Source organism: Spirosoma flavum (assembly GCF_042686045.1).
Lineage (GTDB): Bacteria > Bacteroidota > Bacteroidia > Cytophagales > Spirosomataceae > Spirosoma > Spirosoma flavum.
The window spans coordinates 448,319-471,533 of sequence record NZ_JBHUOM010000023.1 but is presented as its reverse complement, the minus strand read 5'-3'; the positions used below and the strand labels follow the sequence as shown (position 1 = coordinate 471,533).

Genomic DNA, 23,215 nt, shown 5'->3' with positions numbered 1-23,215 from the left:
GTTGACGAGTTTTTCGTCTCGACGATTAAAGCGCGAAGGTACGGAAAAAGTCAGCGGGGTCATCTATCAATCTGGCTGTAGAACCTCATGCCGATCTATGTAAACCCACCCTACCCAACAGAACAATAGCAAAATACTGAGTAGAAAGCTGCGCTGAAGAGGATTCGTGTGGGTTGGCTCATAAACTAATTCATCTGTTCGGAGATGAACCCAATCGCCCTGATTGACACCAAAAACCTTAATCTGTTTGTAGTTGTCGTATTTATCCCCAAAGCTGAGGGGTTCGGTTCCCACTAGTTTTTTGCGATAATCGCTTTCCCGAACGATTAATATAATGGAGTCTCTAAAGGCGACGGTTTGTTTTAACGAGCGTATATCTGCTGTGTAATCTCGGCGACTTACATAAAACGAGAAATCTGGCCAGCGGTGAAGCTGAAGCGTAAAACCATTTAGATTCCCTTTGTTTCTATTTTCCCTAATTTGGTCAACGATGTCGGTTACGGTTTTGAGTCTGGCTGGCTTTTCATCGGTGGGGTTGTGCGCAAGGTATCCGAATGTGATAGTTGCCAGAATGAGAAGAGCTAATCCGCTTATGGCCCACCGAAGCCGGTTCCGTTCGGCCAGCGTCACAACCTTTTTATACGAATCAGGCTGTGCATAATGAGTAAGTTGGTCTTTTTTGTAATCATAATCGGCGAATTCATTCGACCTTATAATAAACCAATTAGTTGACAGATAGATGGTTAATTCCTTAAACGGTTCGATTCTTGAAGGCTGCTCATTATAGTTTAGAATAGATTGGTACGGAAAATGGCGGGCTTTCTGCCAGCATTTCTTAACAAGGAACTCGTCTTCGTACAACTCTATACGGAGAGTTTTTTGACCGAATTCAATTAGAAGGGCCATCCAGAGGAAACTCGCTATTAAATAACAAATCATTAATAGATTGAGATCGGGATAGATCTGCTTATCGGTAGCAATCATGAAGGGAATCCCTACCGTTGCTGGAAAAAGCAACACCAATACAAACCAGCGCAGATAATTATATTTTTTGCCGATCCTGAAAATGCCTTCGCGTTGGCTCATCAATAGTCCATAAGTTGGTGTGCGTACCGTAATTGGCAACGGGTTTCTAACTCCCAATTATGGCGATTGTTAACCGGCTTACGCACACCAATTTGCCTTGTTCATCGGTAATGCGAATATCCCAGACGTGGGTAGTGCGGCCCGTATGAATAGGCGTACAGCGGCCATAAACCCAGCCCTCGCGCACCGAACGGATGTGGTTAGCGTTGATTTCCAGACCAACAGCCCGTTGTTTGGCAGGATCTTCGAGGAGCATCCAGGAAGCTACGCTGCCCAGTGTTTCGGCCAGCACCACCGACGCGCCCCCGTGTAGAATGCCGAAAGGTTGGTGCGTGCGTTTGTCAACGGGCATCCGCGCAATCAAATAACCATCGCCCGCTTCAACGAACTCAATACCAAGGAGAGTACCAATAGAATCGGTATTAAGAAAATCAAGTGTAGTAAGGTCAAAGCCAGCTTTCATAAAGAGCGCGTTTTTTGTAATTTTGCACTCAAATTTGAGAAAATTTGCCAATTGGCAAGGCACTACGCTTGACACAAAAAACAATTTATCTGATTCGCCACGGCGAAACCGACTATAACCGGCGGGGTATAGTACAGGGCAGTGGCGTTGATTCAGACCTCAACGATATGGGGCGGGCGCAGGCACAGGCATTTTTTCAGGCCTATCAGCATGTGCCATTCAGCAAGATTTATATATCTGGTCTGAAACGCACCTACCAAACCGCCGAGCCTTTTATTGAATTAGGGCTGCCTTACGAAAAACTAACCGGCCTGAACGAAATTAGCTGGGGTACTATGGAGGGCAAAGCGCCTGGTAACCTGGATAATGAGTACTACCGAAAGCTGATCGAAGCCTGGGAATCGGGTAATACCACGCAGTCAACCGACGAAGGAGAAAGCCCCGAACAGGTTGCCACTCGCCAGAGAGAAGCTATTAATGTCATTCTCTCGCACCCCGAAGAAGAAATTGTTTTGGTGGCAATGCATGGTCGTGCCATGCGTATTCTGCTGTGCTGGATTACCGAACTGCCACTCGCAAAAATGGATCAGTTCGAGCATAGCAATTTGTGCCTTTACAAGCTCCAATACGATTATGATTCGGCTGTCTTTACCATCGAACTGGCTAACGACACCGCCCATCTGCTGTCGCTGGCAATGGCGTAGGAGTGTGCCCTCTTCCGCTTGGCGGTCCGGCCTTCCTCCTTTTCTTCCATTGGTGTAGTATCCCATTTATCTGGGTTATAGTGCTGTATATTCGCTAATTGACTGGTAGTGGGGCCGTAATAGATAGTATGTCTAAGCAAAAAATATATTGGTTTTGTCAGTTATTCGGTTGGTCGCTCCTTATTCTGGTGGAGTATTTGGCCTATCTTCTCGAAGATGGCTTCCAAGCTGATGAACTGTACTTAGCCATTGTAAATATTTTTCTTGGCATTACGCTAACGCACCTCTACCGGCTTATGATTCAGCGGTGGAACTGGGTGCGGTTGCCGTTTTTTCAGTTAGCCCCACGGGTATTATTATCCGTCTTTGTGCTGGCTCTGATTATGACAATGGTGAACCTGCCTATGGATCGGCTAATTGTTCCACAACACCTAATGGACGAACCCTGGCCACTATTTGGCTATATTATGAGTTGGGGTAAAACTATGCTCGCCTGGGTATTGAGTTATACCGCTTACCATTACGTTGAGGAGAACCGTAGTGCCGAAATTGAGAAAATTCTGCTAAAAACAAGCATTCGAGAAACAGAAGCTAAGGTGCTGCGGTCGCAATTGAACCCGCATTTCGTATTTAATGCGTTGAATAGCATTCGGGCATTGGTCTACGAAAATCCCACAAAAGCACAGCAGAGCATTACCCAACTCTCTAATTTATTACGAAACTCGCTATTGGCCGACCGGCGCAAAACCGTTGAACTGCGCGAGGAAATTAAAACGGTAGAGGATTATTTAGCCCTCGAAAAAGTTCGTTATGAGGAACGCCTGACTTCGTACATCGAACTCGATGGTCGAACGCTGTTTTGGCAAGTGCCCCCCATGATGCTGCAAACGTTGGTTGAAAATGCGATTAAACATGGCGTATCAACAGCTGTTGGCGGTGGTTTTGTGGAGATAAAATCCAGCCTTGTCGCTGATAAACTGCATATTATCATTCGCAATACGGGGGTTCTGGGCGATAAGAAAGCCTCAGGTGGATTTGGGTTGGCGAACACATCACAACGTCTTGAATTGCTTTATGGTCCTGATGCCCAGTTTCATATTTTTCAGGAAGATGATAATCCTGACGACGGATCGCACCACGGCGGACCGGTTGTCTGTGCCAACATTACTATTCCTGCTCAGTCGGAGGGCATATTCCGACGAGAAAAAGTAAAGAATAGAGAATGAAGATGTACTCGGTGCCGTCAGGAACAGTTCACTAGCCTTTATTCATCACGTCCTTAACTCTTCATTCATCCTTTCTTTATGAAAACTCTTATCATTGACGACGAACGATTAGCCCGCAACGAACTACGTCGGCTGCTCGAAAACTTCCCCAAAATTCAGATTATTGGCGAAGCTGCCAATGCCGATGAAGCGCTGCCCATGATTGAAGAGCTAGAGCCCGATCTCCTGTTTCTAGACATTCAGATGCCGGGTAGAAATGGTTTCGAGTTGTTACAGTCTATCGAAGGGAAAACCCCGGAGGTGATTTTTACAACTGCTTTTGATGAATATGCCATCAAAGCCTTCGAGTTCAACGCACTCGACTATTTGCTCAAGCCCGTCGAACTAGCGAGACTGTCGGAAGCTATTCATCGTGTAGAGGAGGAGCAGCACATTCCGGAAGGGGCTGTATCGTCGGGCACATCGACTAAAATATTAGGCGAAAATGATCAGGTATTTGTAAAAGACGGTGAAAAATGCTGGTTTGTCAAACTAGGTAAAGTGCGGTTGTTCGAGTCGATGGGAAACTATGTCAGGCTGTATTTCGACGATCAAAAACCACTGGTACTCAAATCATTAAATGCCCTTGAAGACCGGCTCAACCCATCCACTTTTTTTCGGGCTAACCGCAAGCACATCATTAATTTGCAATGGATCGAAAAAATTGAACCCTGGTTTAGTGGAGGCCTATTAGTTACGTTAAAAGGGGGTGATAAAATCGAAATTAGCCGCCGACAAGCTATCCGGTTTAAAGATTTGTTAAGTTTGTAGTGTGTAACACCTGGGTCGTTGGCATAAATAAACGAATGACCCACTTGTTTCGATTACTGCAACCTACTCATGAAGTATTTTCTGGTCCTATTCTTTTGCGGCTCAATCAATATATTTTCTGCTTGTCATTCTACAGATTCTGGGCCACCGGTTTTAGATAAACAGCATTATATATTTGCTGGGTCGAACCATTGCGATACAACCAAAAATGCTGGTGTAGACGTTTCTGTTACCTATATTCTTTTGAAAGATAATACAGCAGGCGCGCGAAAAATCAATGATAGTTTGCACCGTCTGGCAGTGAGCAGCATTGTTGGCTGGCTCGATAGTGCAACTATAGCCGGACATCCTGACGCCCAGACAGACTTGGGCAAAGCTGCAGCTCTATTTGCTACTGATTACGAAATTGTGCGAAAAGATATGGGCGGCTTCAGCGGCTGCTGGGAAGTGAAAACCACCGCCGATACGGTTCATGCCGGACCTAAAATGTTAACGGTCAAGTATGAAACGTTTGCTTATACGGGCGGTGCTCATCCAAATTTCAGCATGTCTTTTTACAACTTCGATCGGGAAACCGGCCAGATACTAACATTGGCTGACATGGTATCTGATACAACGGCATTACTCAACGTGGTTGAAAAAGCGTTTCGGAAACAACAGGATTTATTGCCGCAGAATAATCTTGAAGAGCAAGGTTATTTTCTGCGAGACGGACGATTTTTCCTGCCGGGCAATGTGGGTATGAGTAGTAAGGGTATGATTTTTTACTATAACTCCTACGAAATTGCCGCCTATGCAGTTGGTCCAATTCAGCTAACTATTCCCTACGAACAACTTAACGGTATTATGCGTAATAATTGGCTCTAACAAACTGATTGGTAGTTTGATAGTGTATAATCGCCAATAAGAAATGATGACATTCGACCAGTTTATAGCTACTCTTTCGCAACCCCAACCCCCAACGGCTGTGCATCCGGTAGTACAGGGGCTCTGGTATGATGCCAACGGTAAATGGGAACAAGCCCACAACATTGCACAAAGTCATGAAGGCGAGCCGCGCTACGATCAGCTGCATGCGTATCTACATCGCAAAGAAGGTGATCGCTTCAATGCTAATTATTGGTACCGGCGAGCCGGAGCTCCCTTTTTCGAAGGGCCGCTGGAAGAGGAGTGGAGTACGTTGGTAAAGCAGATGTTGTAAGTGTATTCAAAGAATGAAAGACCTGCCTGTTTCGCCTGAGCATCAGACTGGCAAATGAAGCGACTGTAAACGTACTCTAAGGAATGTAGGGCCCGCCTGTTTCGCCCCAGCCCCAGATTGGCATAGGTGCATCCATTGGCTCACTAATTACATCAACCTTTGAATTAATGACAGCCAATCTGGAACCCCATTCCAGATAGCCAACCAAAGCCGAACGAAACTCCGGGTCGTCGGGTAGGCCAACTACATCAGCAGTATCCAGAATCAACCCAATCCAGCGTTGACGTTGAACTTCGGTTAAGTGTTTGCCCAAATGGTGATGAATCATTTCATAATGACTGCCCTCCTCACGACTATAATTGGCCGGTCCTCGAAACACTTCGGCAATAAAATGAGCTACATGACGGGCATGATCGGGTGACATACCATGAAAGACTGGTTCCAGCACCGAATCTTCCTGAACTCGCTGGTAAAACAAGTCTGTCCAAGACTCAAATTTTTCCATACCACCAGCCCATTCATAGAGTGTCGGTACGGCTACTTTTGATTGCGTATTCATACAATAACTGATTGATTCGCCATCAAATTAAGAAAAAAAGGCTGCACTCTTGCGAATGCAGCCTACGTCTGTCGATGAATTAGTAATATTTTTATTGACTTACTTCCTCTTCCACAAGCATAGTGCTTACATCCGTCAGAGGTAGATTAAATGCGTCAGCAACTCCTTTATAAACAATTTTGCCATCCACGACATTCAATCCCATTTTGAGATCTATATTATCGCGGCAGGCTTTTTGCCAGCCTTTGTTTGCTAATTGCAATGCATAGGGTAATGTCGCATTGGTTAGCGCAAGGGTGCTTGTATAAGGCACAGCACCAGGCATGTTAGCGACGCAGTAATGAACTACACCGTCAATGATAAAGGTTGGATCTTCGTGAGTAGTTGGACGGCAAGTTTCAATGCAACCGCCCTGGTCAACAGCTACGTCTACTAATACAGTACCGTTCCGCATTAGCTTTAACATCTCACGCGTGATGAGGTGCGGAGCTTTAGCCCCCGGAATTAGTACCGCACCAATAATTAGGTCGCAGACTTTAATCATCTCGCGAATGTTGTATTCGTTCGACATCATTGTCTGCACATTCGGCGGCATAATATCTGACAGGTAACGCAGACGCGCCAAACTGACATCCATAATGGTAACATGCGCCCCTAATCCGGCGGCCATTTTAGCGGCCTGTGTACCCACAATGCCACCACCTAAAATAAGTACGTTGGCCGGTTTTACACCCGGCACGCCCCCAAGTAAAATCCCCCGGCCTTTCAGCGGTTTTTCAAGATATTTAGCGCCTTCCTGAACGGCCATCCTGCCTGCTACTTCCGACATCGGAATTAGTAATGGCAAGCTGCGATCAGGTCGCTCTACAGTTTCATACGCTAAGCAAACAGCACCTTTCGCCAACATAGCCATCGTTAGTTCTTCCGACGACGCAAAGTGGAAATAGGTGAACAGCAACTGGTCTTGCTTAATCAGGTCATATTCAGCCTCAATGGGCTCTTTAACCTTCATAATCATCTCGGCAATGCCATAGACATCTTCGATAGTTGGCAACATAATAGCGCCAGCTGCAATGTATTCTGCATCCTCAAAGCCACTACCTTCACCGGCATTGACCTGCACATAGACCATATGGCCATATTTATGCAGTTCTGTTACACCAGCGGGCGTTAGTGCAACGCGGTTTTCATTGTTTTTTATTTCTTTGGGAACACCAATAACCATGCTGTACAAATGCGTTTGGAAGGTTGCTCAATTGCCTACTACAAAGGTAAATGGACTATAATTGTTTTCTAGTACAAAGTTGTTTTTTAGGAAATATGACTAATAAATAATTATTTTGTAGGAAATGAATCTAATAACTGGTCCCTCATCTTCAGTACGACGTAAAAATGCCGCTATGGACATTCTAGACAAAACTGATCGTAGCATTCTGAATTTATTACAGCAAAACGCCAGATTAACTATTCAGGAGATTGGGCAGCAGATTAATCTATCGAAAACACCCGTTCATGAACGTATTAAGCGGCTCGAACGTGAGGGTGTTATTGATCGATACGTCACCATTCTTAACAAGAAAAAACTCGGAAATTTGCTGATGATTTACTGTCAGGTGACGCTTGACAGACAAACACGCGACGCCTTTGCCGACTTCGAAGCGGCCGTTCGGGAGCTTCCCGACGTGCTGGAATGCAACCGGGTATCGGGTAATTTCGATTATTTGCTCAAAATCGTCAGCCGGGACATGGAAACATACAATTACTTTTATCAGGAACAGTTATCGATCATTCCCGGTACGCTCCACATCAGCAGTTTTTTCGTTATGGCCGACATAAAAAACTCAACCGTAATTCCGGTTGGATAAAAAGGCAAAAAGCTTTCACATTACTAGTCCGGGAGCTTTTAAACACACTTCACCAAACTAAATCAATACGGCTTCGCTTCGCTTCGTGCGCCAGTTCTTCGATCTAGTGAATTGCTTCATAACTGGCCTATTCGCTTGCCTGACCATGAGGTTATTGTCCGTTACCACCAGCCATCTGATGTAAGCCTTCTTGTAAATGCCGACCGTAGTTTGCATTACACTGACCGAACAACTCAATCATCTTGTCCTGAATATTTTTCTAAGCACCCGAAAGGGCATTGATCAAGTCGCTGCGCTCCCAATCCTCAAACGTGCGATAACGTTCTTCGGCTTGTTTAAAGTTGTTGGTCCGGTCAATCGGCTGGCGTACCAAATTACCCAAGATATAGTGCTTATAGTCAGGATATGTAAAAGGACGTTAATTTAGAGTAAAATCGCCTGAAATTGTGGTTTGTTAATCAGTCACGTTTATCCTTTCTACCTTATTGTTTATGAAGTTACAAAGCCTCTATTTTCTGTGTCTGATTGGTAGTGGTTTTACTAGTCAAGCCCAAACCTGGCAACCTGTTACAACGAAAAACACCTGCTCTACCCGTCATGAAAATGCGGCTGCGCTAATCGGTGATAGCCTATATGCAGTTGGCGGTCGTGGTATAAAACCTTTGGAGGCCCTGAATCTGAAAACGCTCGTTTGGCAGACACTTCCTACGCCACCAGTCGAAATGAACCACTTTCAGGCTGTTACATATAAAGGTGAGCTGTACGTTATCGGCGCTTTTCAGGGGCAGTATCCTCACGAAACCCCGATCTCAACTATTTACATTTATAGTCCTAAACAGGGCAAATGGCGCACCGGGGCAGAAATTCCTAAAGAACGGCTTCGGGGATCGGCGGGCGTTGTCGTATACAAAGACAAAATTTACATGGCCTGCGGTATCATTGATGGACACTATGATGGCCATGTCGCCTGGTTGGATGAATATGACCCGCAGACGAATATGTGGAAACGCCTGCCCGACGCTCCCCGCACCCGCGATCATATTGCTGCCGCTGTTGTAGGGGACAAGATGTATCTGGCCGGTGGTCGTAGTTCGACGGCTCGTATCAATAAAGTGCTGGAAACAACTATTGCGGAGGTAGATGTATACGATTTTAAAACGGGTCGTTGGGAAACACTGCCCGCGACGTCCAACATTCCAACGCAACGGGCTGGCGCTACAGCAGTAACACAGGGCGGCAAGGTGTGGATTATTGGGGGAGAAACGGTGCAATTACTGGCGCATAACGAAGCCGAAGCACTAGACCCAAAAACTAATCGCTGGACTTCCGGGCCGAGAATGCAACAGGGGCGTCATGGTACACAAGCCGTTGTGCATGATGGCAAAATTTATATCGTTGCCGGTTCTGCCAATCACGGCGGAGGGCCGGAGCTGAACACGGTCGAGGTCTTAAAATAACTTGAAGCGGCCCGATAAAACTTGAAGCTGCTCACCATACTTATTTCTATGCACCGTGTAGCCTTAAAATTCAAGAAGACTCATCACGTATTATTCACCATTCCTAACAGTTCAATTCATGAAATCATGGCTATCTGCACTCAGCAGTTTCGTTTTATTATGTATAACCTTCCCGGCGGCAGTTGCCCAAAAAGGGGCTAACCAACAAGAGTGGATTCAGCTTTTTAATGGGAAAGACCTTAAAAACTGGGACATCAAAATTGCCGGACAGCCACTGAACGACAACTATAAAAATACGTTTCGTGTCGAAAACGGTATTCTGCGTATTGCCTACGATCAATATAAAACCTTCGATGGCAAATACGGCCACATGTACTACAACAAACCTTTTTCGTACTACAAAGTACGGTTTACCTATCGGTTTGTGGGCAATCAAACGCCCGGTGGTGATACCTGGAACGTTCGCAACAGTGGTGTAATGGTTCATTCACAGTCGGCAAAAAGTGTGTCAATTGGGCAAACGTTTCCGGTATCGCTGGAAGTGCAGTTGCTGGGTGGTTTAGGACAGGGACCACGTCATACCGGAAATCTCTGTACGCCCGGTACGCAGGTATATGTGCACGACAAGCTTGATCCCAATCACTGCATTGATTCCGATTCGAAAACCTACGATGGCGACCGATGGGTGACAGCTGAAGCGATTGTATTAGGGGATTCAATCGTGCACCATATCGTTGAGGGCGACACCGTTCTGACCTACGAACGACCCGAAGTAGGGGGCGGGTTCGTAAACGACGGGCACGACTGGAAAATAGCCCATATTGACAATGCCGACTATTGGATTAGCCGGGCCAACACGCCCCTCAGCGAAGGCTATATTGCCCTACAAGCTGAGAGCCACGCGATTGATTTCCAGAAAGTAGAAGTGCTTGACCTTAAGGGATGTACAAACCCGAAAGCACTAAACTACAAGTCGTATTACGTGAAGTCGGACAATACGCAGTGCCGGTACAAAAAGAAGTAAACAGCTACTGATTGAGTAAACTCTATACCGAAAATGAAGCGAGTAACAGCAATTGATGTAACACGCGGTCTGGTGATGGTTATCATGGCCCTGGATCACGTTCGCGATTTGCTACATGTACCAGCTCTAACTCAAAATCCTACCGATTTAGCGACGACAACACCGGCCATTTTTATGACCCGATGGATTACGCATTTATGTGCGCCTACGTTCGTTTTTTTATCGGGAACGTCCGCTTATCTATCATTGAGAAAGCATAATTCCGAGCGTTCGGATGCGTCGGCCAGACGGTTTTTGCTGAAACGGGGTGTGGTATTAATCTTGCTTGAACTGACTGTTATCAATTTTGCCTTCTGGTTCGATATTCACTTTCAAAGTCTTCTGTTACAGGTTATTTACGCTATTGGCGGTGGGTTAATCATACTCTCAGTATTGGCGAAATTACCCGTCAAATGGGTGGGTATCATCGGGTTCGTCATTGTGTTTGGGCATAATATTTTGCAACTCGTACCAGCGTTTACCAATCCGGCAGCCAAATTGGGATGGGCGTTATTGTTCAGAACAGATTTCTTTCCAGTGAGTCCGACGTTCGCGTTGGTGGTGGCCTATCCGTTGATTCCGTGGCTGGGCATTATGCTTGTCGGGTTTGCCTGCGGTCAGTTGATGGAGCGTCCTGTTGAGCAGCGAAAACCCCTGCTGTTGCGCATCGGCTTTGGTGCGCTGATTTTGTTTGTGCTGCTTCGCTTCCTGAATATCTATGGCGATCCGGCTCCCTGGGTCACTCAGAAAACTCAATTACTCACCTTTCTATCTTTCATCAACGTCACTAAATATCCGCCCTCGCTGCTGTATGTGTTACTTATGCTCGGCCTTATGTTGATGTTCTTATCGGCAATTGATGGAAAAACCAATCCTTTCACGCGCTGGCTGACGGTGTACGGTAAAGTACCTATGTTTTACTATATCGTTCACTGGTACCTTGTGCATCTATCCATGATTGCGATGGTGTTGCTTCAAGGGTACTCGTGGGCCGACATTACCACCGGGCCGCTAAATTTTGGCAGACCCGCCAGCGCAGGTATATCACTTGAGTTAGTGTATGTCGTGTGGTTCGGCCTGATTATTCTGTTATATCCACTCTGCAATTGGTACGGTCGATATAAAGCGACTCACCCAGAGATTGGGTTGTTACGGTACGTGTGAGAGATTACTTGTTTTGGCGTAATGATGGGCTTTGAAACCGTACTCACGGAGATTTTTTTTAAATGATTTTATATCTGAACTATCTGAATATTATTGCCGCACGTATCGTCAAATACAGCTAATATTACAGGGCCCATAGGTGTAGGCTGCACACTAAATACTACGCCTACTTTTTCTAAACGTTCGTATTCTTTTTGAATATCATCAACGTTGAATACGACTAATGGAATTCCTGCATCGAATAACGCTTTTTGATATACTTTAGCTGGTAGAAACGCCATAGGCTCAAGTAGTAATTCAATACCGTCTTTTTCTTCATTTGAGACAATAGTTAGCCACTTATGGTCTCCCATTGGTATTTCTATCTTCTTTATAAAACCAAGTATCTCTGTATAAAACTTTAGAGCTTTATCCTGATCATCAACGAGTATACTTGTTACTTTGAGTTTCATTTTTCAATGTAATTTAAGATGGCTTTATAGTAGGCAATTAGTGATGCTACTGTCTTTACAAAGGTTGGAAAGGGTTTACAAAGACGCTTCTTGAAAATTGCTATTTTTTAGAATATCCTCGATAAATGCAGTCAAACTGCCTTCATACAGTCTTGTTGCCGCTCATTCGTCCTGCCTCTGAATTCAGAAGGTGTTGAGCCAGTTATCTTCTTGAATAGTCCTGTAAACGAACTTGTGCTACTAAAGCCAACAGAAAAACAAACTTCTTTTATTGGTTTGTCAGTATGTAAAAGTTTTTTTGCTTTGTCAATTCTAACCATTGTTAAATATTGATGCGGAGTCAGGCCATAAACATTTGTGAAAAGTCGAATGAAATGAAATTTTGAAAAACAAGCTTCTACAGCCATATCATCAATGCATATAGTATTATCAAAATGATTATCAATAAATATCTTTGCCAGAATTACTTGTTTATATAAGTAATTCTTAGCGTAAATTTTCTCTTTAATTTTTATGATTTGTTGATGGTAAAAGGTCATAACAATAAATGGGTTCATTCTCAGAAATCAAAAATAACTATCTACACGTGGATCAGGTTATGGCTAAACAAAAAAAAAGCTGCCGAATATCTCTGTCCGGCAGCTTTTTTATTTATACCAGCTAGTTTACTGATTCATCGGCATCAACCGAAACACGTAGCCGGGTTCCTCAACCGATACGTATAGATACCCATCAGGTCCCATTTCTATATTTCGAAGACGACCGATATTTGGCAGCAGCTTTTCCTGCTTTACCACTTTATTGCCATCCATCACGCAGCGATTCAGATACTGAAACCGCAACGAGCCAACAAGCAAATTGCCTTTCCAGCCGGGATATTTCGTGCCCTCAACAAAGGCAATGCCGGAGGGAGCAATGGAGGGAAGCCAGTAGGTGAGGGGTTGCTCCATCCCTTCTTTGGCGGTTAAATTTGTAATCGGTTTGCCGTCGTAATTGATGCCGTAGGATATAATCGGCCAACCGTAGTTACTGCCTTTCTTGATAATGTTTAACTCATCGCCCCCGCGTGGACCATGTTCGTGCGTCCAGATTTCGCCAGTGATTGGATTTAGGATCATTCCCTGCGGATTCCGGTGGCCATAGGAATAAATGGAGGCACGGGCGTTCTTGTCCTTTATAAACGGGTTGTCTTCCGGTACCCGCCCGTCGTCGTACAGGCGGTGGATTTTACCTAAATCGTTTGCGATAGATTGCGGATTTTCTTTTTCATTCCCCCGCTCACCGACTGAGAAAAACAAATAACCCTTTTTATCGAATGCCATTCGGGATCCGTAATGGTGACGGGTTTTAGAGTAAGGAAGGGCTTCGAAAATGATCTTTTGATCGGTTAGCGTGCTGCCTGTCAACTTAGCCCGCATAATGGCCGTAGTCGATAGTTTCTGGTCGCCTTCATTTTTTACGGCTGAATACGAAAAGTAAACGAGTTGATTCTTGGCGAAATCAGGATGCAGCACTAAATCCAGCAAGCCACCTTGTCCTTCGGCCAATACGGTCGGACCGCCCGAAACTTTGGTTTTTTGCCGCGTTTTATCAACTCGGTAGATATCGCCGGATCGGTCGGTGATGAGCAGTTCGTCATTAGGCAGAAAGGCTAGCCCCCAGGGCGAGCCCAGACCAGACACAACGGTGTCTAATTTAATCGTCTGACCTTCAGATGGAAACACATTCGATGTCGGTTTGCTGGCAAATTTATATTGGTCAACGTTTTTCAGACTAACCAAAATCAGATCGGCCAGTTCGCCGATTTCTTTTTCAGTCAAGGTAGCTTTCCAGGTTGGCATACCCAGATCAGGATAACCTTCCGAAATGCTTTTAGTGAGGTCAATTTTCGCATTGCCGTGCTTCCATTTTCGGTCTACAAAGGCTTCGACTTTTTCACCATGACACGAGGAGCAATACGTTTGATAATTTTCTCTGGCAGTTTTCGCGGCTGGTTTCTTTTCAATGAAAAAGCTACTGAGTAGAAAGACAGTAGCGAAAGCAGAACCGATAATAAACTTTAACATGATGGTGAGTTTTTGGGTAAACTGGACTGCGGTAAAGATAAGTTTTGTTTTGCTGTTTGGCGCGAGATTTACCCCATACCAAACACGCAAAACAAAACTCAATCTTTCTGCCTTTACCTCACCTATGCTTCAATATCAACCACGAACGAGCTTAATTTTACTAGGGCTTGCCCGTACGTTTTTGTAGAAAATAAATTAACGGTTGAACGTCATCGGGTATGTTGAGATCGTCGAATGCTAGGCTAACGTTCTTACTCCCCTCCTGCAGGTCGAGCCGGTATTGGTAACCGTCCCGCATGTCTCTAGTTGCTGACCTGGACGTATATGACTCCGGGTTGGCCAAGACAGTACCTGCCAGCTTTTGTAAGTCAGCCGGTAGATCGCTGGATTCAACTTCTGCCTGCGCTATTTGAGGGAATAAGCCACCTTCGCGTGAATACGTTAATTTCATAGATAAGACTGCTGATTTGGCTATTTTTTCATAAACCGACATCCTGAAATGATTGTTTGGCAACGCTTTCGGTCGTAGCTGGCACTTTACCCGCAGTAGCTAACTTCTTAGCCTGTTTGAGTAACGCCGTTTTGAAACTTTTAAAGTTCGTCGTTGGCTTGAGCGTTTTTAAGGTCTCGAACCAGAGAAGAGCCGCTTTATCAGTTTCAATAGCTGTAGCAACCAGATAAAACACTTTGTTTGGAATGCCACTGTTAATGTGTACCCCGCCATTATCTGCCGATCCTTTATAGATATTATCCATGTGGGCAGGCTGGGGGTCTTTTCCCATAAATTGATTATTGTAGGCTGTGCCGGGTGCTTTCATCGAGCGTAACGCCTGACCCGTGAGGGTAGGTCCCATTATCTCATCACCAATGAGCCAGTCGGCGGTGGCTGCGGTTTGGTGTTTGGCGACTTGCTTGATCACAGATCCAAATACATCAGCATAATGTTCATTGAGTGCTCCCGGTTGTCCCTGATAGGTTAGTCCAGCCGTATATTGCACAACACCATGTGTAAGTTCGTGTCCTGTTACATCGAGGGCACTGGCTAGATTAGTAAAGATTTGACCGTCGCCATCGCCAAATGTCATTTCGTCACCGTCCCAGAAGGCGTTGGCGTAGGCCTTCCCAAAGTGCACGTTCAGAATTAAATCGGCTCCGTGATTATCTACCGATAAGTAGTTAAATGTATTTTTATAGTAGCTTCGTACGGCACCAGCGTTTTCATAAACCTGATTAACTACCTGATCTGCAGAAGCCGCACCTCCCTCTTTACGAACGAGCAGAAGTCGCTGATTTTGCGTTGTTTTTGAATCGTAAACGAAACGATCCGCATTTTTAACGGGTGGCGTTACGAGAGATGCTTCGCTGCTTCGAAAAGCAAGTTGGTCAGCACGACGCAGCCGAAAATCCCGGCTAATACTTTTGGTTTGAGCAGTGATGTCAACGCCCGCCTTCTTGAGTTCATCCAAGATGAACGGTGGGATAATGTGGCAATTACAGCGGTGGTGATTTTTCATAAGAGAACCGAGTTTGGAGGATGGTTAGAAGACCGGAATACGTTCATTTCGGCTTAGCAAAGTTTTTTATTAAAACGTTGGAAAACAAGCTAGAATATACCCGTTTGCACCCGTATTTCTACTCCTTTTTGGTGGAATTTAACGATCCTCTCTCCATTTTCTTTCGTAGCGTAATAAACCTTGTTGACAGGCTACCTCCCGAACTATTGGTGTCTTATACTGAAGCTGTTTAGTGACTGTATAACCTCTTTTTTTACTGATTTCGACCTACCCGAATCCCCTAAAACGCTTTTTTATACGAGTGCAAAAAGACACTTTTAGGGGATTAAGACAGGGTCAAACTTTTACTGAATCTGGAGTTTTAGATTAGTAATTACAATGCTCCAGACTTAATATCATCGACAACGGCTGGATCGAGTAGAGTTGACGTATCACCAAGACTGTTAGTGTCGCCCTCGGCGATTTTACGCAAAATCCGACGCATAATTTTACCGGACCGTGTTTTGGGTAAGCCCGTCACGAACTGAATTTTGTCGGGCTTGGCAATGGGACCAATAACACGCGTAACGGTGGCCAGAATGTCACGTTTCATAAGGTCGGCATCATGATCGGCGGGCATCTGATCAGTGATAACATAAGCGTAGATACCCTGCCCTTTGATGTCGTGTGGATAGCCCACTACTGCGCTTTCGACCACACCCGTATGCATGTTGATGGCATTTTCGACCTCGGCAGTACCAATGCGGTGGCCCGACACGTTCAGCACATCATCCACACGACCCGTGATGCGGTAGTAGCCGTCTTCATCGCGCAGACAACCATCGCCCGTGAAATATAAACCCGGATAGGTAGCAAAGTAGGTCTGGCGGCAGCGTTTGTGATCGCCGTAAGTTGTTCGCAGAATACCCGGCCACGGGAACTTCATGCATAGGTTACCACTTACCCCGTTGCCCTCAATTTCTTTACCCGCTTCATCGACTAAAATCGGCTGAATACCCGGTAGAGGAAGCGTGGCATAGGTTGGTTTTGTCTTGGTAATACCGGCCAACGGCGAAATCAAAATACCACCGGTCTCGGTTTGCCACCATGTATCGACAATTGGGCAGCGATTTTTACCGATGTTGTCGTCATACCAATGCCAGGCTTCTTCGTTGATAGGTTCGCCTACGGAGCCAAGCACTTGCAAACTACTCAGATCGTGGTTGTTGACTTTATCCAACCCAAAGCTCATCAGTGAGCGAATGGCGGTTGGAGCCGTGTACAGAATATTGACTTTAAGCTTGTCGGTAATGTCCCAGAATCGACCATTATCGGGGTAGGTTGGCGTTCCTTCAAATATTACGGAGGTAGCACCACAGGCCAGCGGTCCATATACGATATAGCTGTGGCCCGTAATCCAGCCGATGTCTGCTGTACAGAAATGCACCTGATTCTCCTCATATTGAAACACATTCTGGAACGTGTAAGCCGCGTACACCATGTAGCCCCCACAGGTATGCACCACGCCTTTAGGCTTGCCGGTTGAGCCAGAGGTGTACAGGATAAACAGCATGTCTTCGGCGTCCATTTCCTCGGCGGGGCAGTCAGCTGTAACTTGCTTGAGTTCCTGTTCCCACCAGATGTCGCGGCCTTTAAGCATCGAAACGGGTGTTCGGGTGCGGGTAAGCACAATCACTTTCTGAACACCGGGGCAGCCAATCAACGCATCGTCTACAGTACTTTTGAGGGGAATTTCCTTGTTTCCCCGATAGGCGCCATCGGCTGTAACTACCACTTTACATTGGGCGTCATTGATTCGGTCGGCAATGCTCTGCGCCGAGAATCCACCAAATACTACGGAATGCACAGCCCCGATACGGGCGCAGGCCAGCACCGCAATCGCCAGTTCAGGCACCATCGGCATGTAGATGCAAACACGGTCGCCTTTCACGACGCCGTTGCGTTTGAGTACATTGGCAAACCGGCAAACCTGATCGTGAAGCATTCGATAGGTGAGCGTTGCACCGGCTTCATTGGGGTCGTTTGGTTCCCAGATAATAGCCGGTTGATCACCTTTTGTGGCTAAATGCCGGTCGAGACAATTTTCAGTAATATTGAGTTTGCCGCCAATGAACCACTTTATATTCGGTTCGTTGAAGTTCCATTGCAGCGTTTTGGTCCAGGGTTTGCGCCATTGAAATTCCTGTGCTACTTCGGCCCAGAACTCCTCCGGGTCTTCAATACTTTTTTGGTAAGCTAGCTGATATTCGTCAAAGGTTCGGATACGCATAATATTAGTGAGCAAAGATGAAAGACTGAAACCGGACCCACAACGATGAAGTGGCCGGAGCGGAGCGAATCAGAACGCTGGATCGTTCGCGCATTAGTGCTGTAAAATTATTGACTCTTTCGCTCTTTCTGTCTTTCACTACTTTTATATTCTCCGTCGAGGGCAAATTTGCCGAATAGAATCAGGCCACCCACCACAATTGGTACCAGTACTCCCAGCACTACCCAGCCGAACACCTGGTCTTCGAGTTTGTCGCTACTAATTTTCGCCAGGCTATCTGTAATCCGGTCGTAACCAACGTACAGACCGAGTGCTATCCAGACGATACCGAGGTATTTTTTGAGATATTCCATTTTTGTAGCCATCAGCCTCTTACTGCCGATGGTCGGTTTAGTTAAATAAAGTAAATAACTGGTTGGCCGTAGCCGTGCTGTCGGTGATAAATTAGTCCTCTGCTGTACTTGTGCTCTTGTTTTTCAAATACAGTAACCCAATCACAAAGCATACTCCGGCCACCAGAATTGGGTACCAAAGTCCTTCAAGATAAGGCTTGTCAACTGAACCGGGTATGGCTTCATTCGCTTTTGTGGCGGTTGCGACCAGGGCTGTGGCAATAAATGGCGTTAGTCCGCCAAAAATGCCGTTACCGATATGGTACGGCAATGACATGGATGTATAACGAATCCGGGTTGGAAACAACTCAACTAAAAAAGCCGCAATTGGTCCATAAACCATCGTCACATAAATTACCTGCACGAACACCAGCAGGATCATCAACCAGAAACTTTTTGTCGGCAGCGTTACCGCTTTTGTTCGGTCAGGTTTAGTTGGCTGGTTAGCCGGTGTTTTGGTCGAGACCGTTTTCTCAATGTCTTTCGCCACTAAGCCATCCATGAAAAAATGGGTTGTGGTCGTCGTTGTCAGCAGATCGCCATTGGGTTGCTTTGTCAGTTTACGGTCAATCGTTCGGGCGTCTGTAAATTCCTGTTTTGTCGTTAAGTCGGCTAAGCTGTATAATTTGTCATAAATCGGGCGATAAGTCAGAATACCCAGCAACATGCCCGTCAGCATAATTCCCTTCCGGCCAATTCGGTCAGACAATCCTCCGAAAATGACAAAAAAAGGCGTTGCCGCTAACAACGCAATGGCGACAATAATATTCGACTGGACAAACTCGATGTTGCAGGCTTTCTGGATAAAAGATAGCGCATAAAATTGCCCTGTATACCAGATAACGCCCTGACCCGCCGTTGCCCCAAACAGGGCCAGCAGTACCATTTTTAGGTTTTGTTTCTTGCCGAAACTCTCTGCCAGTGGATTTTTTGACAGGTTACCTTCGGTTTTTAATTTAGAAAATAACGGCGATTCAGCCATGCGTAATCGAATCACAATCGAAACGCCTACCAGTATAATAGACAGCAAAAATGGAACCCGCCAACCCCATTCCGCAAACTTGTCAACGCCCAGTGACTCACGCGTTAGCAGAATTACGCCCAGCGACACAAACAAGCCAAGCGTAGCCGTTGTCTGGATGAAACTCGTATAAAACCCCCGTCGGCCTTCGGGCGCATACTCCGCCACATAAGTAGCCGCTCCTCCGTACTCGCCCCCGAGCGCCAGCCCCTGTATTAGCCGTAGCAGCAGTACCAACAGTGGTGCCCAAAAACCAATGGTCGCATAGCCAGGAATTAATCCGATGGCAAATGTTGAACCGCCCATGAGTACAAGTGTTACTAAAAACGTGTATTTCCTGCCAACTAAATCACCGAGTCGACCAAAAACCAGGGCACCGAACGGGCGCACAACGAAACCAGCCGCAAACGTTGCCAATGTTGACAGGAGTGCGGCTGTGGGATTTCCTTGTGGGAAAAATTGGGATGAAAGGATGGCTGCTAAACTGCCGAAAATGTAAAAATCATACCACTCTATAAGCGTTCCGACCGACGAAGCCGAAATTACGCTGAATAGTGTTCGGTTAGAAACCGTCGGTTGGGTTTTGGCTTTATTGCCGGTCATAGACGAGAGGAAAAAGAAGAAGCTTCCCCTAGAAGCAGTGAACTGGCTTTTTTTACCATAACGTTTTATCTATACAAGCACTTTTGCTTTGAGCGGTGCACTATCACAGCTCAAAGCAAAAGGCTCAAAATATAAACTCAGTGTTCTCTACGGGTCGATACGTCGGGTCTTCACCAGTGGTTGAAATACTAAGGCGACAAGCGTTCGATGAGCCAGTTTTCGGCTTCTTTTCGATAGCGAATCCGGTCGTGTAAGCGGCTGGGGCGTCCTTGCCAGAACTCCACCGCATCGGGTACAACCCGAAAGCCACCCCAATAGGGCGGGCGCGGTACGGGCTGACCAGCAAACTGGGCTTCAAGTTCGCGCTGGCGGTTCTCCATTACATCACGACTGTCAATAACTAAACTCTGGTGCGACACCCAAGCACCAATCTGGCTTCCGCGCGGGCGACTGTTAAAGTATTCGTCCGATTCGTCGGCACTAACTTTCTCCACATGGCCTTCAATCCGAATCTGGCGTTCGAGTTCGGAGTAAAAAAAAGTGAGTGTGGCAAATGGATGTTCGGTCAGTTCGCGCCCCTTGCGGCTTTCATAATTTGTATAAAATACAAACCCGGTATTCGATACATCTTTGAGCAACACAATTCGTCCGTCGGGTCGTCCCTCCGTTGTAACGGTGCTTATGTGCATGGCGTTTGGTTCAGGAACGTTCGCTTTTAGAGCGGCATCAAACCATAGCTGAAACTGCGCAATGGGGTCGGGTAAAACATCAACCGCATCCAACCCGTTTAGGGTATATTCATTTCGTAAGTCGCTGATTGCTGAAGGCATATTCTAAAGTTTCGTTAACGGCTTTTCAATGACTGTACTACAAGGAAATCCGCATATTGTCGTACTTTTGCAAAAGTAATCGGTACGTTCCCAACATGGCAAACCAAGAACAGGAAATTAACCAGCAGCCGGAAATTCAAAACCAGGCTACCGACATGCTGGCAGTCAATACCCCCGACGATACAACTGTATCGGCGGACAGTTCCGTTTCGGAAGATTCCGCTTCGGCAGTATCTGTTGCGGCATCAACTCCAGACCCTACGGTCGAGGATAGTACACAAACTACGCCCGAACCGGCAGCAACTCCGGCTGATGAAACTGTAACAACGCAGCCTGAAGCCGCTGGTGTTGACGATATAAATGATACACCAGCCGAACCGTCGGTTGTCAATGCAGCTACAGAAGTTGCTCCGGTTGATGAAACTGTCGCGCCGGTAGATTCGGCAGATAGTACATCGGGCGAATCTGATGAGGCAGGGCCGGAGTCTACTGTTGAGCCAACAGAAATACCCGTAGTGGATGCACCAACAGCTGAAACTAATGCGCCGGTGATTACGGATGAATCTGCTGTCACTGACGACATTACGGCTCAGTATGCTGATGTTCATGAATCGGAAGACGAAGCTATACCTCAATCGACAATTGATTATAGTCAGTTCTCGAAAGATGATTTTGTGAATCTCCTCGAAACACAAATGGCCGCTATCAGCACTGCATCTGTGACACCCGGCGACTTCAAAAAAGCCGATCAGGTGTTGAAAGAAGTTAAGCCGCTATTCGACCAGGTGAAGCGAGCTGAGCGCGAAACTGCTTTGCAGGCTTATGTTGCCGAGACTGGTGCTGACGAAGGCTTTGAGTATAAATATGACGATTCGGTTCAGCGGTTCGATGAGTTATATAAGCAGATAAAGAGTCAGAAAAATACATATTTCCAAAATCTGGACAAGGCGAAAGATAGTAATTTTGCCTCGAAAACGGAGTTGCTGACCCGCTTGCGCGAACAGGTGGAGACCGACGAAAATAACGCGGGCGATCCAAAGGTTAGCTGGAACGAGTTTAAGAAAATTCAGGACGAGTGGAAGGCTGCCGGGAACATGAACTCCCCGCATAATGCGACACTTTGGGCTACTTATCATGCGCTAGTTGACCGTTATTACAGCAACAGAAATATTTATTTTGAACTAAAAGAACTCGATCGTAAGCGTAATACCAGCCTTAAAACGGAGGTAATTGAGAAGGTCGAGGCAATGGCTAAAGCGTCGGAAGAAACGCCCGTAACGCGTCAGACGATTGACGAAGCCAATGCTCTGTTCGAAGAATATAAGCACATTGGTCCAGCTCCTAAAGCTGAGCAGGAAGTGCTGTGGGGTCGTATGAAAGCTGCCCTGGATGTGCTGTATGACAAACGCCGGGGCCAAACCAATGAGCAACGGAAAGAATCGTCGCAGCTATACGAAGAAAAATCGGCCATCTACGAAGAATTAGTGCCAATTACGGCGTTTACGTCGAACAGTATTAACGACTGGAACGACAAAACGAAGGCTGTTATGGCCTTGCAAGACCGCTGGAACGCCATTAAAGGACCGATGCCCCGCGAAGAAGGCAAAGAGCTAAGTAAGAAATTCTGGGCTGCGTTGAAGACTTTCTTCCATAACAAGGGCGAATTTTTCCGGCAGCTGGAAAGCAAGCGGGAAGAAAACTTACGGGCTAAAACGGAACTTTGCGAACAAGTTGAAGCCATTCTGGCAGCGGACGAGGAATCTCCCGAAATTACTCAGACGGTTATTGAATTGCAGCGCCAATGGAAAAACGTTGGTCAAGTGCCGGAGAAACAGAAAAATACCATTTTTGATCGCTTTAAAGCTGCCTGTGATGCGTTCTTCAACAAGAAACGCTCAAAAAATCAGGAAACAGAACGCGAGTTTGAAGGTAACTTAGTTAGTAAGATTGCCCTGATTGAGCGTATCGAAGCGGCTGCATCTGCCAATGCTGATCTTTCCCAACTGAATGAATTCAAGAAGGAATGGAATGCTATTGGATTCGTTCCGAAGAAAGATATGCAGGGAACCCAAAAGCGATACATCAATGCTGTGAACGCGTTGGTTGGCTCAACGGGTAAAATTCCGGCTAAAGACAAGGAGCGGATTATGTTGCAAAGCGAAGCGGAAGCTACCCGTACCGGTGGCACTCGTGAGCGTGACCGTGGTGATTATGGGCGTGGTAATCGTGATGCTGGCAGTAACGACAATAAGCGCGAAAGTGATATTCGTCGGCGCATTACATCGACAGAAAACGATATTGCTACCTATCGCAATAATATTGAGTTCTTTGCCCGTTCGAAGAATGCCGATAAACTTCGTGCTGACATCGACAGAAAAATTGCTGATGCGGAAAAGCAACTGGATGACCTCCGGCATCAACTACGTGTAGCACAAGCCTAGAAAAAACCACAGACTACGTATTTTTTAGG

General features: G+C 46.1%; 24 protein-coding genes. 10 read left to right on the top strand and 14 right to left on the bottom strand.

Annotated features, from left to right (window positions below):
- Positions 1–66 precede the first annotated feature (66 nt).
- Together ACFS25_RS22690 and ACFS25_RS22685 are read right to left on the bottom strand one after the other, a co-directional pair.
- Complete coding sequence (locus ACFS25_RS22690; RefSeq protein WP_381505555.1) at positions 67–1,086, bottom strand: hypothetical protein; 1,020 nt, start codon at positions 1,084–1,086, stop codon at positions 67–69.
- 46 nt (positions 1,087–1,132) lie between these two features.
- The gene (locus tag ACFS25_RS22685) at positions 1,133–1,549 is read right to left on the bottom strand and encodes a hotdog fold thioesterase (RefSeq protein WP_381505554.1); all 417 of its coding nucleotides are present in this window, start codon (positions 1,547–1,549) and stop codon (positions 1,133–1,135) included.
- Between the two features lie 68 nt (positions 1,550–1,617).
- Here ACFS25_RS22685 and ACFS25_RS22680 point away from each other — a divergent pair, with 68 nt between their 5' ends.
- From ACFS25_RS22680 to ACFS25_RS22660, 5 genes are all read left to right on the top strand, one after another.
- Positions 1,618–2,253 carry a histidine phosphatase family protein gene (locus tag ACFS25_RS22680; protein WP_381505552.1) on the top strand — a complete coding sequence of 212 codons (636 nt, stop codon included), beginning with the start codon at positions 1,618–1,620 and terminating at the stop codon, positions 2,251–2,253.
- A gap of 128 nt (positions 2,254–2,381) precedes the next feature.
- Entirely contained in the window at positions 2,382–3,479 is a 1,098-nt protein-coding gene (locus ACFS25_RS22675; RefSeq protein ID WP_381505551.1) for a sensor histidine kinase, read from the top strand.
- A gap of 78 nt (positions 3,480–3,557) precedes the next feature.
- Positions 3,558–4,289: a LytR/AlgR family response regulator transcription factor gene (locus ACFS25_RS22670; RefSeq protein WP_381505549.1), complete on the top strand. Its 732-nt coding sequence runs from the start codon at positions 3,558–3,560 to the stop codon at positions 4,287–4,289.
- A gap of 69 nt (positions 4,290–4,358) precedes the next feature.
- Positions 4,359–5,156, top strand: coding sequence for a DUF3298 and DUF4163 domain-containing protein (locus ACFS25_RS22665; protein WP_381505547.1), 798 nt, complete (start codon positions 4,359–4,361; stop codon positions 5,154–5,156).
- Between the two features lie 46 nt (positions 5,157–5,202).
- Positions 5,203–5,490, top strand: coding sequence for a hypothetical protein (locus tag ACFS25_RS22660; RefSeq protein ID WP_381507056.1), 288 nt, complete (start codon positions 5,203–5,205; stop codon positions 5,488–5,490).
- 76 nt (positions 5,491–5,566) lie between these two features.
- On the opposite strand, the gene ACFS25_RS22655 is transcribed toward ACFS25_RS22660, so the two are convergent.
- Together ACFS25_RS22655 and ald are read right to left on the bottom strand one after the other, a co-directional pair.
- Positions 5,567–6,049 carry a group II truncated hemoglobin gene (locus ACFS25_RS22655; RefSeq protein ID WP_381505545.1) on the bottom strand — a complete coding sequence of 161 codons (483 nt, stop codon included), beginning with the start codon at positions 6,047–6,049 and terminating at the stop codon, positions 5,567–5,569.
- 91 nt (positions 6,050–6,140) lie between these two features.
- Positions 6,141–7,274, bottom strand: coding sequence for an alanine dehydrogenase (gene ald / locus ACFS25_RS22650; protein WP_381505543.1), 1,134 nt, complete (start codon positions 7,272–7,274; stop codon positions 6,141–6,143).
- A gap of 175 nt (positions 7,275–7,449) precedes the next feature.
- Between ald and ACFS25_RS22645 the strand changes: the two genes are divergently transcribed.
- On the top strand, positions 7,450–7,914 hold the full coding sequence (locus ACFS25_RS22645; protein WP_381505541.1) for an Lrp/AsnC family transcriptional regulator: 465 nt from the start codon (positions 7,450–7,452) through the stop codon (positions 7,912–7,914).
- Between the two features lie 259 nt (positions 7,915–8,173).
- Here ACFS25_RS22645 and ACFS25_RS22640 read toward each other — a convergent pair whose 3' ends face one another.
- Positions 8,174–8,296 carry a catalase-related domain-containing protein gene (locus ACFS25_RS22640; RefSeq protein ID WP_381505539.1) on the bottom strand — a complete coding sequence of 41 codons (123 nt, stop codon included), beginning with the start codon at positions 8,294–8,296 and terminating at the stop codon, positions 8,174–8,176.
- Positions 8,297–8,405: 109 nt separating this feature from the next.
- Between ACFS25_RS22640 and ACFS25_RS22635 the strand changes: the two genes are divergently transcribed.
- The 3 genes from ACFS25_RS22635 (at position 8,406) to ACFS25_RS22625 (ending at position 11,598) form a co-directional block, all read left to right on the top strand.
- Positions 8,406–9,371, top strand: coding sequence for a Kelch repeat-containing protein (locus tag ACFS25_RS22635; RefSeq protein ID WP_381505537.1), 966 nt, complete (start codon positions 8,406–8,408; stop codon positions 9,369–9,371).
- Between the two features lie 118 nt (positions 9,372–9,489).
- On the top strand, positions 9,490–10,395 hold the full coding sequence (locus ACFS25_RS22630) for a 3-keto-disaccharide hydrolase (protein ID WP_381505534.1): 906 nt from the start codon (positions 9,490–9,492) through the stop codon (positions 10,393–10,395).
- Between the two features lie 33 nt (positions 10,396–10,428).
- Complete coding sequence (locus tag ACFS25_RS22625) at positions 10,429–11,598, top strand: DUF1624 domain-containing protein (RefSeq protein WP_381505532.1); 1,170 nt, start codon at positions 10,429–10,431, stop codon at positions 11,596–11,598.
- A gap of 68 nt (positions 11,599–11,666) precedes the next feature.
- Here ACFS25_RS22625 and ACFS25_RS22620 read toward each other — a convergent pair whose 3' ends face one another.
- The 9 genes from ACFS25_RS22620 to pdxH all read right to left on the bottom strand — a co-directional run bounded on the left by ACFS25_RS22620 (position 11,667) and on the right by pdxH (position 20,745).
- Entirely contained in the window at positions 11,667–12,050 is a 384-nt protein-coding gene (locus ACFS25_RS22620; RefSeq protein ID WP_381505529.1) for a VOC family protein, read from the bottom strand.
- Between the two features lie 131 nt (positions 12,051–12,181).
- Positions 12,182–12,607, bottom strand: a complete 426-nt coding sequence (locus tag ACFS25_RS22615; protein ID WP_381505527.1) for a helix-turn-helix transcriptional regulator — start codon at positions 12,605–12,607, stop codon at positions 12,182–12,184.
- A 108-nt stretch (positions 12,608–12,715) separates the two neighbouring features.
- The gene (locus ACFS25_RS22610) at positions 12,716–14,116 is read right to left on the bottom strand and encodes a PQQ-dependent sugar dehydrogenase (RefSeq protein ID WP_381505525.1); all 1,401 of its coding nucleotides are present in this window, start codon (positions 14,114–14,116) and stop codon (positions 12,716–12,718) included.
- 160 nt (positions 14,117–14,276) lie between these two features.
- The gene (locus tag ACFS25_RS22605; protein WP_381505523.1) at positions 14,277–14,567 is read right to left on the bottom strand and encodes a protealysin inhibitor emfourin; all 291 of its coding nucleotides are present in this window, start codon (positions 14,565–14,567) and stop codon (positions 14,277–14,279) included.
- A gap of 28 nt (positions 14,568–14,595) precedes the next feature.
- Complete coding sequence (locus tag ACFS25_RS22600; protein WP_381505521.1) at positions 14,596–15,630, bottom strand: M4 family metallopeptidase; 1,035 nt, start codon at positions 15,628–15,630, stop codon at positions 14,596–14,598.
- A gap of 373 nt (positions 15,631–16,003) precedes the next feature.
- A complete protein-coding gene (gene acs / locus ACFS25_RS22595) occupies positions 16,004–17,899 on the bottom strand; it encodes an acetate--CoA ligase (protein WP_381505519.1) in 1,896 nt (631 codons plus the stop codon).
- Positions 17,900–18,006: 107 nt separating this feature from the next.
- A complete protein-coding gene (locus ACFS25_RS22590) occupies positions 18,007–18,252 on the bottom strand; it encodes a DUF6814 family protein (RefSeq protein WP_381505516.1) in 246 nt (81 codons plus the stop codon).
- Positions 18,253–18,343: 91 nt separating this feature from the next.
- On the bottom strand, positions 18,344–19,915 hold the full coding sequence (locus tag ACFS25_RS22585) for an MFS transporter (protein WP_381505514.1): 1,572 nt from the start codon (positions 19,913–19,915) through the stop codon (positions 18,344–18,346).
- A 188-nt stretch (positions 19,916–20,103) separates the two neighbouring features.
- Complete coding sequence (gene pdxH, locus ACFS25_RS22580; RefSeq protein ID WP_381505511.1) at positions 20,104–20,745, bottom strand: pyridoxamine 5'-phosphate oxidase; 642 nt, start codon at positions 20,743–20,745, stop codon at positions 20,104–20,106.
- Positions 20,746–20,840: 95 nt separating this feature from the next.
- On the opposite strand from pdxH, the gene ACFS25_RS22575 reads away from it, so the two are divergent.
- Positions 20,841–23,186 (top strand): DUF349 domain-containing protein, encoded by a 2,346-nt coding sequence (locus ACFS25_RS22575; protein WP_381505509.1) that lies wholly within the window; start codon positions 20,841–20,843, stop codon positions 23,184–23,186.
- Positions 23,187–23,215: the final 29 nt, after the last annotated feature.